The sequence below is a fragment of the Pandoraea sp. XJJ-1 genome (assembly GCF_026802345.1).
GTDB classification, from domain to species: Bacteria; Pseudomonadota; Gammaproteobacteria; order Burkholderiales; family Burkholderiaceae; genus Pandoraea; species Pandoraea cepalis.
Genome location: NZ_CP113827.1, coordinates 2272161 through 2285421, shown reverse-complemented (window position 1 = coordinate 2285421; position 13261 = coordinate 2272161). Strand labels below are relative to the sequence as shown.

The window sequence follows — 13261 nt, the reverse complement described above, 5'->3', positions numbered from 1 at the left end:
GCACACCGTGAAGGTGTGGCCGGTGCGGCAGGGCCTTATCGGGATGCCTCGGCCAGTTGCCGCGCCAGCGCGTTGTGACGCGTGACGAGCGACGGCAGGTCGAGCGTCGCCAGACGCCCTTCGCGCACCACCACCCGCCCGTTCACCACGCTGTAGGCGGCTTGTCCGGGATTACAGAAGACCAGCGCCGCCACCGGATCGTGCAGGCCACCCGCCATGCCGATGCCACGTGTGTCGAACGCCACGAAGTCCGCCGCCATGCCGGGCGCGAGCACGCCGATGTCGTCTCGCCCCAGCACGCGTGCGCCCCCCACCGTGGCGATCTCCAGGGCCTCGCGCGCGGTCATCGCGCTCGGGCCGAAGCCCACGCGTTGCAGCAGCAATGCCTGGCGCGCCTCGCCGATCATGTTGGCCGCATCGTTCGACGCCGATCCGTCCACCCCCAGCCCAACGGGCACGCCCGCGTCACGCATGCGTCGAATCGGGGCGATGCCCGATGCGAGCCGCATGTTCGAACACGGGCAATGCGCCACGCCGGTGCCGGTCTTGGCGAACAGCGCGATGCCCGCGTCGTCGAGTTGCACGCAGTGGGCATGCCAGACATCGTGGCCGACCCAGCCCAGATCCTGCGCATACTCGGCCGGCGTCATGCCGAACATCTCGCGGCTGTAGGCAATATCGTTGACGTTCTCCGCCAGATGGGTATGCATCGATACGCCGTACTGACGCGCCATCGTCGCCGACTCACGCATCAGGTCACGACTCACGGAAAACGGCGAGCACGGCGCCACGACCACGCGCAGCATCGCGTAGCGACCTGCGTCGTGATACGTCTCGATGAGACGTTGCGTGTCGGTGAGAATGTCGTCTTCGCGCTCCACGACACGATCGGGCGGCAGCCCGCCCTGGCTCTGCCCGACGCTCATGCTGCCACGGCTGGCATGAAAGCGCATGCCGATCTCGGCGGCCGCTTCGATGCTGTGGTCGAGCTTGCAACCGTTCGGGTAGATGTACAGGTGGTCGCTCGACGTGGTGCAGCCCGAGAGCAGCAACTCGGCCATGGCCGTCTGGGTCGAAACGCGGATCATCTCCGGCGTGAGGTTCGCCCACACCGGATACAGGTTCGTCAGCCAGTTGAACAGTTCGCCGTCCTGCGCCGCCGGAATGGCGCGCGTGAGGCTCTGATACATGTGGTGATGCGTGTTGACCAGGCCGGGAATCACGACGTGCCCGGTCAGATCGAGCACGTCGTCAGCCGTGTCCGGCAGCGTATCGCGGGTGCCGACCGCCACGATTCGGTTGTCCTCGATGTAAAGGCCGCCTCGGGCAATTTCGCGGCGGCCCGCATCCATGGTGACCAGCACGTCGGCATTCGTGACGAGCAGCGTTTTCATCAATGCGCCTCCAGTCCCATCGCCGACCCGTTCTGCTCGCCGTGGCCATTGGCGGCCGGCGCTTTGAAGCCATTGAAGTAGGCGTTCAGAATCACTGCCGAGAGCGTGGCCAGCAGAATCCCGCTGTGGAGCAACGGCGCGAGTTGTTCCGGCATCTTCGCGAAGAACTTATTCGACGCCACCGGAATCATCGCCATGCCGATGCTGATGGCCACAATGTACAGGTTATAGCGGTTGTTCGAGTAGTCGACCTTGGACAGAATCTTGATGCCCGTGGCGAGCACCATGCCAAACATGACCACGCCGGCGCCGCCCAGCACGAATTGCGGAATCGAGGCCACCACCACCGACATCTTCGGAATGAAGCCGAACACGAGCAGGATGGCGCCCGCCGCCACGCACACCCAACGACTTTTCACCCCCGTCACGCCCACGAGGCCGATATTCTGCGAAAAGGAGGTATGTGGGAACGTATTGAACAGGCCGCCGATCACGGTGGCCAAGCCGTCGACACGCAGACCGGCCACCAGCGCCTTCTCGTCGACCGGCTTGCCCACGATCTCGCCAAGCGCCAGGAACATGCCCGTCGATTCGATGAACGTGATCAGCATCACGATGGTGAGCGTCACAATCGCCCACGGATCGAACACCGGCATGCCGAAATGGAACGGCAGCACGACGTCGAACCACTTCACCTGATCGAGGCCGTCGAAATTGACTTTGTGAAGCATCAACGCAATGGCGAAGCCAAACAGAATACCGAGCAGCACGGCAATGTTCGAGAAGAAGCCCTTCACGAAGCGCGTGATCAACAAGATGAAGATGAGGACCGCGAAGGACACCCCCAGGTAGACCGGGTCGCCGTAATCGGGATTGCCCACCCCGCCCGCCGCCCAATTGATCCCCACGCCGATGATGGTCAGGCCGATCGACGTGATGACAATGCCCGTGACAATGGGCGGAAAGAAGCGCAGCAGCTTGCCAACGGCCGGCGCGAGCAGCGTACCGATGATACCGGCGGCGATGGTCGCCCCGAAAATGCCGGGCAACCCGAGCGATGGATTGGTGCCGATCGCGAGCATTGGACCGACCGCGGCGAACGTGACGGCCATGACGACCGGCATGCGAATGCCGAAACGACCCACGCCCACGCTCTGGATCAGCGTGGCAATGCCACAGCACATCAGGTCGGCGGAAATGAGAAAAGCGATCTGGTCCTTGGGCAAGCCAAGGGCGCCGCCGATGATGAGCGGCACGGCGACCGCCCCCGCATACATCACGAGCACGTGCTGCAGGCCCAGCATGAACAGTTTTCCGATCGGCAGTCGCTCGTCGACCGGATCCACGGTGTTGGTTGTCACACTCATTTCGTCTCCGTCCCAAGGGGGGCTGTTTGATTGCTATTTTTGGGTGACTCAATGGTGCAGGTCGACGCCTTTTGCGACAAGACCGTCGGAGGCTATAGTGTTTTTTTCATGGAACGTATGCCTGAATGCTTATCTTGCCGCTCGGGTTTTCCCGAGGCAGGTACGTCGCCATTGGGCTTTCCGGGCGATGCGCGTCCAGTGGCGGACACACATCATATGCACGGCGTTATACGGCGGATAAACGAAACAAATAGTGCTCCCAAAAATCCCCATCGCAGGGCACGCGGGGTACGCTGAGCACGTCGGCATGTCGCAGGGATGCCCGTCACGTATTTGTCCGGCGTGGCGTGGTATGTGCGCGTTTTTATCTTTGGTATTGCGCCCGTTGCCACGCCGCCATCTCCCTACAATGCATCCATCCATCACAGGAGACATCATGGGACGACTGACTACCCACGTACTTGATACATCGCACGGCAAGCCAGGCGCGGGCATCCGTGTCGAGCTATGGCGTGTGGACGGCGAGCGCCGCTCGCTGCGCGACGTGCAGACGAATCACGACGGCCGTTGCGACAAGCCGCTGCTCGAAGGCGAGGAATTCGTCGCGGGCGAATATGAACTCGTGTTCCATGCAGGTGACTATTTCGCCGCCCAGGGCGTGGACGTCCCGTCGCCGCGCTTCGTGGATCGCGTTGTGCTGCGTTTCGGCGTGGCCGAGCCTTCCCAGCATTACCACGTGCCCCTTCTGGTGTCGCCGTGGAGCTTTTCCACGTATCGCGGTAGTTGATAAGCGCGAGCGTGAACGTCAGGCAGTTGAGGAGAACATAAGATGGAAGCGTTTATTACCGACTGGGTCAATCTGTTGTTGCGCTGGCTGCATGTGATAGCGGCCATCGCCTGGATTGGCGAGTCGTTCTATTTCGTGATGCTGGACAATGGTCTGAAGCCGCCGAAGGCGGCCGACGACAAGCAAAAGGGCGTGTTCGGTGAGATGTGGTCGGTGCACGGGGGCGGTTTCTACCACGCGCAAAAGTACCTGAACTCGCCTCCGCAGATGCCGGAAGACCTGCACTGGTCGAAGTGGAAGTCGTATACGACGTGGCTCTCGGGCTTTGGCCTGTTCTGTGCGCTGTATCTGCTGCAGCCGCAGACGTATCTCATCGACAAGACCGTGATGGATCTGCAGCCGGGTCAGGCGGTGGGTCTTGCGGTGGCGTTTCTGATTGGCGGCTGGTTTGTCTACGATTTCCTGTGCCGCATGCTGGGCAAGAACGAACGGGTGCTGGGCATTGCGGTTGCGCTGTTCGTGGTCGCCGCGACGTATGCCACGACGCATATTTTTGCCGGGCGCGCGGCCTTCCTGATTGTCGGCGCCATGATGGCGACGTCGATGTCGGCAAACGTGTTCTTCTGGATCATCCCGGGACAGCGCAAGAGCGTCGATGCGCTGTCGAAAGGCGAGGTGCCGAACCCGATCTGGGGCAAGCTGGGCAAGCAGCGCTCGGTTCACAACACGTATTTCACATTGCCGGTCGTGTTCATCATGATCAGCAACCACTACGCGTTCACGTATAGCAATCCGCACAATTGGGTGATTCTTTCGATCATCATGGCTGCGGGCGCGATGATTCGTCAGTTCTTCGTGCTGCGTCACGCGGGGAAGAATCTGTACGTGCTGCCGGTCGCGGGCGCGGCCCTGCTCGCCGGGGTCGCCGTGTTCGCCGCACCGCGCCCTGCCCCGACGCCCGCCGCAGGTGCGCATGGCGAAGCGGTGGCGTCGAACGTGAAGCTCTCGGAAATCCAGCCGATCCTGACGCAACGCTGCGCGACGTGTCACTCGGCCAAGCCGACGATGATGGGCAGCGCACCGGCAGGGGTGATGTTCGATACGCCGGCCGAGATTTCGCAAAACGCCCAGCGGATCTATCAGCAGGCGGTGGCGCTCAAGGCGATGCCTTTGGGCAACGTGACCCAGATGACCGACGACGAACGCCAGAAGATCGCCGCGTGGTTCAACGGCGGCGCGCAGCAGTAACCTTCACGAACGTCTTTCTTGCTGGACCCATGTTGGGGCGCTTCGGCGCCCCGTTTTTTTACGTCATCGCGTTAGGTTGCGCTGATGCACTGCACGGCGTTGTGAGCGGTGAAAGTGACGTGCACGTTTTCGACTGTTCCCCGACAAAACAATCGCTTGGGAACTTCGGTACGGGTACGCAGGTCTGTAGTACGCGTCCGGCAGTCCGGGCGTGACGTATTTGCGAAGGCGGCATCCGCTCAACCTTCCCATCACGTCAAACTACGGGTGCGATGCCGACAGCGGCAGGCGCATCACGAATCAGACATCATGAATTTCCTGCTTTTCTCCGCTTCCCGGCAAGGCGTTGTCTGGGTGCATCTGCACCAGGCAATGTTTCCGCCGTCCGATCTGACTGCCTGACGACGTCTGCGCGCCACTGCTGCGCGTGATGTTGCGGGCGGGACGGGTGCGCCGTCGCTTGCGCGTGCCCGATCGATCTCCCATCTCGAAGTTTCGATGTGCAAGCCACGGTGAGCTGCGTCCCGACACGACGCGGCGATATGTCATCGGGGGGACCATGTCTCATTCCACTCTTCATCAATCCACGCAGGGCACAAGGACGCCGCTGCTCAAACAATTTACGTCGCTCGCGATTCCAACCATTCTTTCCGGCTGGGTATACACGGTCTACACGTTGATCGACGGGATCTTCATCGGTCGATACGTCGGCGAACAGGCGTTGGCAGCGCTCAATCTCGTCGTCCCGTTGCTGTATGTCCCGTATGCGTTCAGTGTCATGATCGGTGTGGGCGGCGCCACGCTCATTGCCCGCTTGTTGGGAGAGGGACGCGACGCACAGGCGCGTCGCGCATTCTCGCAGGTGCTCTGGGTGATGCTCGCCTTCAGTATCGCGATGAGCGCCGGGGTGCTGTCCTTCCGTCACGAAATCGCCGCCGCGCTCGGCGCACACGGCGAAATTACACAACACGTGGTGGGCTTTCTGTCCGGCTGGGGCTGGTTCGTGCTTTTCGCGAACGGTCTTTACGCGATGGAGCTGTTCCTGCGCGTGGAAGGCGCGCCGGCGGCGCGATTCGGACTGTACGCGATGTTTCTTGGCGCGCTCGCCAATGTGGCGCTGGACTATTGGTTCATCGTGGTGAAGGAGATGGGCATGTACGGGGCGTCGCTCGCCACCGGCTTGTCGATGATGGTCTCCAGCAGCGTGATGCTCGCCTATCACTTCGTGCTGGCCAAGAAGGTCGTGCCTGCATGGCGGGCTTCCGCAGACACCGAAGTCCATATCTGGCGCGTGATGTACAACGGCGCCTCGGAGTTTCTGGGGGCGATCGCCCCGGCGGTGACCGTGTTCGCGTTCAATCGCGTCATTCTGTGGAACTTCGGCGAGCCCGGGCTGGCCGCCTACGCCATTCTGGAATACATGACGCTCGGTGCCACGGTGACGATGGTCGCGCTCGTGCAAAGCATGCAGCCGATGATCAGCTTCTACCGTGGCTCGCGCGATCTGAACGCGTTGCGCGAGTCGTTCCGGCTCGGCGTCATGGCGGTGACGGGGTTCTCGGTGCTGGTGGCGGTCGCCATGGCTACACTGGCTCGCCCGCTGACGTTCCTGTTCTTGCCGGCAGGCGTTCAGGCGTGGTCGATTCTCGAGCACGCGGTGCTTTGGTACGCGCTGGCGTTTCTGCCCGCAGCCGGCAATTTGATCGTGGCGGGCTTTCTGACGGCCGTGGAGTCACCGGGACCGTCGGCGGCCATTGCCATGCTGCGAAGCTGGGTGTTACTGCTGGGCATTCTTTGGCTGCTCAATGTTGGGTTCGGCGGCGCGGCGATCTGGTACACGCTGTTGATCACTGAAATGCTGACGCTTGCCATCAGCGTCTGGCTATATTGGCGCAGTGACCGAGGCGACGCGCTCTTGGCGCGCGCAGCGTCGCGCTGAGGCTCTGGCCCCTGGCTACCCGGCAAAACGGCGTGACTTCGCGGTCACGCCGTTTTTTATGGTCATGCCGCGACGGCTCAGCTCGGCATCTTTAGCGAGAACGTTTGCGCGAGTGACTGCACGCTGGACGCGTCGTCCGCGCCCGGCGCGCCTTCGGGCGGCGCGGCGCGTGGCGGCAGCGCTGCGGGCCGGCTAACTTCGCTGGCAGCCCACTGCGGTTCGGGCAGTTCGTCGAACACTTGGCGCAGGCGTGCTCCCCACGATTCGTGGATCATCTTGTAGTAGACGTTTTCGTCGTCGAGCGACGCGAACCGCGTCACGCGCAGGCTGTTTTCTTCATACACGAGAAGATCGAGCGGCAGCCCCACGGAGACGTTGGAGCGAAGCGTGGAATCCATGGAAATCAGCGCGCACTTGGCGCCGTCGTCGAGTGAGGTCGCGGGCGTGACGAGCCGATCAATGATGGGCTTGCCGTATTTGGACTCGCCGATCTGGAAGTACGGGTTGACCGACGACGCTTCGATAAAGTTACCTGCGGAGTACAGTTGATAAAGGCGGCTCGGCGCACCGGCGATTTGCCCGCCGAGCAGAAAGCTGCAATTGAAGTCGACACCGAAGGCTTCGAGCGCCTTGGCATCGCGTGTGTGGACGTCTCGAATCGCCTGGCCGACGACGCGCGCGACGTCGGTCATGCTTTTGGCGTTCCACAGCGTTTCGGTGTCGCGCGCTTCGACAAGTTGTTGGCGCACGGCCTGCGTGAGCGCGAGATTACCCGCCGAGAGCAGGACGAGCACGCGCTCGCCCGCGCGCTCGAACACGAGCATCTTGCGAAAGGTGCTCACGTGATCGACGCCCGCATTGGTCCGGGTATCGGAGAGAAAGACGAGCCCGGCATCGAGCTTCATGGCCACGCAATACGTCATGTCGTTCCTGTCTTGCCGTGCGGGGCCCTCGGCCCAGGCACGCTGAAAGCTATTGTTGTTGATCGAGCGGCACGGTATCGACTGTGACCGATACGTGCAGCGCTTCTGTCGCACCGCCGCTGCGCATGCCTCTGACGGGCGCGGCAGACTCATAATCGCGTCCGACGGCCAATCGGCAGTAGTTGCCGCTGGCGAAGCAGGCATGAGTCACGTCGATGCTGACCCAGCCCGCCCCGTCGAGCCACACGTCGACCCATGCGTGACTGGCCGCGTGCGGCACGTCGCCCGGATCGATATACCCGCTGACGTATCGCGCCGGCACGCCACGCGCACGGCAAACGGCGAGCATCAGGTGAGCATGATCCTGGCAGACGCCTCGCCCAAGCGCAAGTGCCTGTGCGGCGGTACTGGTCACGCCGGTGATTCCGGATTCGTAGTCGACTTGTTCGCAGAGGGTGGCCGCGAGCGCCAGCAGTTCGCCCGGCGTGGTCACGCCGGCGGCGGCGGCAAGCGCGTCGATGGCGTCGTTGCGCGCGGTGAGCGGCGTCGGGCTCGCGAAGGATAACACCGGTACGGCGTGGGTCGTCTCGCCGAGCCGTCCATCGATAAGCGGTGTGGTGTCGACCTCGCCTTCGGCCATGAGATGGATTTCGCTGTGCGGCTGATGAAGTACCAGGGTATGCATGTCGTTCCCGAACGCGTCGCGCGCGGGCGTGAGTTTGCCGGGCGCGCTCAGCCGCCAGTGCGCGATACGCTGCACTTCGGACGCCGCAGGCGTGAGCCGAAGCTGCTGGATGGTGTAACGCACCGGCGTGTCGTAGCGGTAGGTGGTCTCGTGACGGATGGTCAGGCGCATGGCATCAGGCGGCGAGCGGGATCAGGAAGGTCTGGCTGATCTTGTTGCCGAGCACGGAGACGCGCTCGAGGAATGCAGTCAGGACGGGGTGGAGGCCTTGTTGGTGGATCTGCTGGATGTCGGTGTACTTGAGTTCGGCTTGTAATTTTCCCGCGTAGCGTTCCACATCCCCGGACTGGGCATTGGACAGGGTGGCGAGGTTTTCGCATACGCCGCTGAGCGAGGCGAGCAAGGAGCGTGGCATGTGCGCGTTGAGCATGAGCAGTTCGACGACGCGCTCTGGGGTAATCACGTCTCGGTAGACTTTGCGGTAGATCTCGAAGCCGGACACGCTGCGCAGCACGGCGGACCAGTAGTAGAAGTCGGTGGGATGGGAGGCGTCGGGGCCTGCGCGGTCGGTGCGCACGGCTTCGTGGAAGCGGACGTCGAGAATTCGCGCGGTGTTGTCGGCGCGCTCCAGGAATAGGCCAAGCCGAGTAAAGTAGAAAGCATCATCCTGGAACAAGGTGCCGAAGCTGACGCCGCGCGAGAGGTGCGAGCGCACTTTGACCCATTCGAATAGTTGGGCCGGGTCGCGCTCCAGCAAGTCGAGCATGCGCGGAAATTCGAGCCAGGTGCTGTTGACGGTTTCCCATAGTTCGGTGGTGAGCGTGCCCCGCACGGCGCGCGCGTTTTCGCGTGCCGCCTCGAGACAACAGGCGATGCTCGACGGGTTATCGCGGTCACGTACGACGAAGTCGAGGACATTGGCACGCGTGGCACGCCCATGTTTGCGATTGAACGCGGGCTCGAGTTCGGAGATGCGCAAGGTGGCGCGCCAGCCAGCCTCGTCGTTGAAGGTGCCGGCGTGCGCACGGGCGCCGTCGGCATCGTCGTCGTCGTCGATGGCATCTTGCGGCAAGAGCAGGTTCTGCAAGTTGACGTCGAGCAGGCGTGCGGTGTTTTCGGCCCGCTCCATGTAGCGAGCCATCCAGAACAGGTGATCGGCGGTACGGCTGAGCATGATGGCTTCCCGATAGGATTTTTTGTCGTGTCCGGCGAACGTGGCTTATTTTTCGAGTACCCAGGTGTCTTTTGTCCCCCCGCCCTGGGAGGAATTGACGACGAGTGAGCCTTCGGTAAGCGCAACGCGGGTGAGTCCGCCCGGCACCATGGTGACGCCTTTGCCGGAGGAGAGCACGAAGGGACGCAGGTCGATGTGTCGCGGCGCAATGCCGGCCTCGACGAAGGTGGGGCACGCGGACAGTGCGAGCGTAGGTTGGGCGATGTAGCCGTCGGGTTTGGCGATGAGCCGTTGGCGGAATGCCTCGATTTCGGCTCGGGTGGCCGCCGGGCCCACGAGCATGCCGTAGCCTCCGGCACCATGCACTTCTTTGACGACGAGTTCGCCAAGGTTGTCGAGGGTGTAGGCGAGATCGTCCGCTCGACGACATTGGTAGGTCGGAACGTTGTTGAGAATGGGCTTCTCACCGAGGTAAAACTCGATCATGTCCGGCACGAACGGGTAGATGGATTTGTCGTCGGCAACGCCGGCCCCGATGGCATTGGCCAAGGTGACACGCCCCGCCCGGTAGACGCTGAGCAAGCCAGGCACGCCCAAGGTGGAGTCGGCGCGGAAGGCCAACGGGTCGAGAAAGTCGTCGTCGATTCGGCGATAGATGACGTCGACGCGCTTCGGACCATTGGTGGTTCGCATGTAGACGAGGTTGTCCTCGACGAACAGGTCTTGCCCCTCGACTAACTCGATACCCATCTGTTGCGCCAGAAAGGCATGCTCGAAGTACGCGGAGTTGTAGATGCCCGGGGTCATGACGACGACGGTAGGATCGTCGACCCCCACCGGCGCCACGGCGCGCAGACTGTCTAGCAACAGGTCAGGATAATGCTCGACCGGCGCAATCCGGTTTCTCGCGAACAGTTCAGGGAATAACCGCATCATCATTTTGCGGTTTTCCAGCATGTACGACACGCCGGACGGCACTCTGAGATTGTCCTCCAGCACGTAGAACACGCCATCGTCGCCCGCCCCCGCCCGCACGACATCCACACCCGCGATATGTGCGTAAATGTCGCCCGGTACGTCCACCCCCTGCATCTCGGGACGATACTGCGCGTTCTGTAATACCTGCTCCGCCGGAATGACCCCGGCACGCAAGATGTCCTGCTCATGGTAGACGTCATGAACGAACCGGTTCAACGCGTCCACGCGCTGGCGCAAACCCGCCTGCAAGGTCTGCCACTCCTGGGCAGGAACAATTCTGGGAATCAAATCGAATGGGATCAAGCGCTCTGTGCCCGCCTCATTGCCATACACAGCAAATGTGATCCCCACTCGCCGGAACGCCAAGTCGGCCTCGGCCCGCTTGTGGTGCAAGACATCCTCGGACTGGCATTTAAGCCAATCGTCAAACCGCCGGTAATGCGCACGCGTCGCACCCGTGATGCTCGCCATCTCGTTGTAGCTCTCGACCATTTGCTTCTCCGCAAATTGCTGTGTCGAGATCCTGCAATATCCATGCCCGTGCCGTTTTTTATCCCTTTCGCACGATTTTCGTGCGCCCCATGCATTTTTTTGCACCACATCCGTGATTTGAACTCAACACCACTCCCCTAGACGGACCGGGGCCCCTTTCCGCCTCTCAAACATAAACCCAACTCGCTGCAGAAAGGGGCCCCGGTCCATCCCCCTCCACGCCCCCAGTCCTCCCACCGACACCGCCCGCTTCCCTCGCCTCCACCACACCGCCCCTGTCCCGTCGACACCGCCCGTCTCCATCGCCATCGCGACGCCGCACCCGCCCCGCGCGTGCTCCGCATCTGCCGCAGGACGGCCGCGTCGTCGCCCACGCCTCTCCAGTCCCTCTTCTCCTCCTACCTCCTTCTTGCTTCTCCTAGTGCCTCCTAGTGCCTCCTAGCGTCTCCTCTCGCTCGCCTCCATCCCTCGCTTTTTCATCCCCCCATATGCAAAACGCCGGGCTCTCCCCGGCGTCTTCGCTGTCCTGCACTTATCGTTCGCTACCACTTTGCTTATGCCGCCTTTCTCGCTGAGCGCACCGCCTCCAACGCCGCTCGCGTCAACACATACGTGCCCGGCAAATCCTGCTCGTCACAGTTGTGACCCTCTCCACCCCGATCCACCACCACGAAGTCACTCACCTCATCCAACGCCAACAACGGGTGATGCCACACGCCACGCGCATAGTTCACCCCCTGCCACCCCTCCGAAACAAACGCCCTCATCTGACTCACGTCCAATTCGCCCGCCGGCGCTACCACCACCAGGTACGGCGTCGTCTTCAACGGTATGAACGCCTGACTCCCCAACGGATGCCGCTCCAACATCTTCACCTCATACGGCAACTGCCTCGGCTGGCCACGAAACACATTGACCAACGTGCGGCCGCCCTCCGGCCCCAAATCTACCGTCGCCAAATCGTGAAACCGCTCCGTCGTCCCGCCATTGATCCCGAAATGCTTCGCCCCCGACAACTCAATCACATCGCCAAACGGCGCAAACGCCTCTCGCGTCAATCGCTCGATCTTCAACGCCGCTCCCGCCATGTCACTCTCCTTTTTTTCCCTTTTTTCATTTCCCCCTCTCGCAAACGTCGCCGACCGCGAGAGGGATTCATTCACGCTTACGCTTTCTTTTCGCTCAACCGGCCCCACAACCGCAAACGCGATACACCCCCGTCCGGAATGATGTTGAAGCGAATGTGCGTGATCGCCCCCAGCCTCTGTACCTGCTCCTCAAAGCTGAATTGCTTGTCCATCGCCAATTTCTGCTCAGGCAACAGCTCCGGCCAGAACATCGACTGCGTAATCAAGGACTGCTCGGTGCCGCCCGTTACATACGCCGCCTGAATGGAACAACGATCCGGGAAGTTGCCCTTGAAGTGCGCCGTGTCCACTTCGATCTTCGCAATCTCGCCCGGCTGCGCCAACGCAATGATCGCCCAGTCGTTGCCCGGCTCACGACGTCGACGCGTCTCCCACCCATCGCCCATGTTCACCCCCCGGCCCGGCATCAACAGGTTCGACGCCATCCCGAAGTGCTGGTTGTTCGCCGCGACGACGTAACCGCCATTCTCCATCGCGATGAGGTCGATCAACTCGTCACGCGAGCGTCGCGCCCAATCGCTCTGCGGCAACCCATACACGCGCAAACGCGCCAGGCCACCATCGGGGTACAGGTTCACTCGCACATGGGTCACCGCACGCGACTGCGTAATCGCATGGTAGTGGTGCGCATTGCCCTGCAAGCTGGTCGACGCCAGCAATTCGAACCACTCGGCCGACTCGCCCGGGGCGCCGTCCGGGCTGTGGCAACCCTCGAGCGACGCGGCCGGCGGAAAGTTGCCGGTGAAGTGGCTGGTGTCGAGGTCAACGCCAAACAACACGCCCGGTCGCGCCAGCTTGACCACACACCAGTCGTAGCCGTTCACACGCTTGCGACGTGTCTCCCAACCATCCATCCACTTGCCGTTGTCGTCGTATTTGCCAGGGATGAACACGGCCGGCTCAGGGTTGAGCATGCGCTCCTTGGCCGCGAAAAACTCGTCGCTGGCCTCCAACGCCTGCGCACCCAGGCGCGGATCAGCCAAGTTGACGTAACGGCGCACAAATTCCGGTGCGTTCGGGTCTTGCGGGGCGAGGGCCATGCCAACTCCTTGATGCTGGGTAATGTCTGAAACGGGACGAATCGGGTTGCAACGGACGGAATCCACTCGGGCCGACACTATCCGCC

Annotated in this window: 11 protein-coding genes; 3 read left to right on the top strand and 8 right to left on the bottom strand. The window is 62.2% G+C overall.

Annotation, left to right across the window (positions count from 1 at the left end):
* Window positions 1-35: 35 nt before the first annotated feature.
* A complete protein-coding gene (locus tag OYT13_RS10410; protein WP_017234292.1) occupies window positions 36-1394 on the bottom strand; it encodes an 8-oxoguanine deaminase in 1359 nt (452 codons plus the stop codon).
* Window positions 1394-2755: a nucleobase:cation symporter-2 family protein gene (locus tag OYT13_RS10405; protein WP_286798664.1), complete on the bottom strand. Its 1362-nt coding sequence runs from the start codon at window positions 2753-2755 to the stop codon at window positions 1394-1396. Before OYT13_RS10405 ends, OYT13_RS10410 begins: the two co-directional genes overlap by 1 nt.
* 442 nt (window positions 2756-3197) lie before the next feature.
* Here OYT13_RS10405 and uraH point away from each other — a divergent pair, with 442 nt between their 5' ends.
* The 3 genes from uraH to OYT13_RS10390 all read left to right on the top strand — a co-directional run bounded on the left by uraH (window position 3198) and on the right by OYT13_RS10390 (window position 6735).
* Complete coding sequence (gene uraH / locus OYT13_RS10400) at window positions 3198-3548, top strand: hydroxyisourate hydrolase (protein WP_017234290.1); 351 nt, start codon at window positions 3198-3200, stop codon at window positions 3546-3548.
* A 42-nt stretch (window positions 3549-3590) separates the two neighbouring features.
* Window positions 3591-4796 (top strand): urate hydroxylase PuuD, encoded by a 1206-nt coding sequence (locus tag OYT13_RS10395; protein WP_150563839.1) that lies wholly within the window; start codon window positions 3591-3593, stop codon window positions 4794-4796.
* 559 nt (window positions 4797-5355) lie between these two features.
* Window positions 5356-6735: an MATE family efflux transporter gene (locus OYT13_RS10390; RefSeq protein ID WP_268567674.1), complete on the top strand. Its 1380-nt coding sequence runs from the start codon at window positions 5356-5358 to the stop codon at window positions 6733-6735.
* 77 nt (window positions 6736-6812) lie between these two features.
* On the opposite strand, the gene OYT13_RS10385 is transcribed toward OYT13_RS10390, so the two are convergent.
* The 6 genes from OYT13_RS10385 to alc form a co-directional block, all read right to left on the bottom strand.
* A complete protein-coding gene (locus tag OYT13_RS10385; RefSeq protein WP_268567673.1) occupies window positions 6813-7658 on the bottom strand; it encodes a proteasome-type protease in 846 nt (281 codons plus the stop codon).
* 49 nt (window positions 7659-7707) lie between these two features.
* Entirely contained in the window at window positions 7708-8514 is an 807-nt protein-coding gene (locus tag OYT13_RS10380) for a transglutaminase family protein (protein ID WP_017234286.1), read from the bottom strand.
* A gap of 4 nt (window positions 8515-8518) precedes the next feature.
* Window positions 8519-9517, bottom strand: coding sequence for an alpha-E domain-containing protein (locus tag OYT13_RS10375; protein WP_017234285.1), 999 nt, complete (start codon window positions 9515-9517; stop codon window positions 8519-8521).
* Window positions 9518-9562: 45 nt separating this feature from the next.
* The gene (locus tag OYT13_RS10370) at window positions 9563-10987 is read right to left on the bottom strand and encodes a circularly permuted type 2 ATP-grasp protein (protein ID WP_268567672.1); all 1425 of its coding nucleotides are present in this window, start codon (window positions 10985-10987) and stop codon (window positions 9563-9565) included.
* Between the two features lie 554 nt (window positions 10988-11541).
* Window positions 11542-12075: an ureidoglycolate lyase gene (locus OYT13_RS10365; protein WP_150564802.1), complete on the bottom strand. Its 534-nt coding sequence runs from the start codon at window positions 12073-12075 to the stop codon at window positions 11542-11544.
* Between the two features lie 77 nt (window positions 12076-12152).
* Window positions 12153-13175: an allantoicase gene (gene alc, locus OYT13_RS10360; RefSeq protein WP_261938232.1), complete on the bottom strand. Its 1023-nt coding sequence runs from the start codon at window positions 13173-13175 to the stop codon at window positions 12153-12155.
* Window positions 13176-13261: the final 86 nt, after the last annotated feature.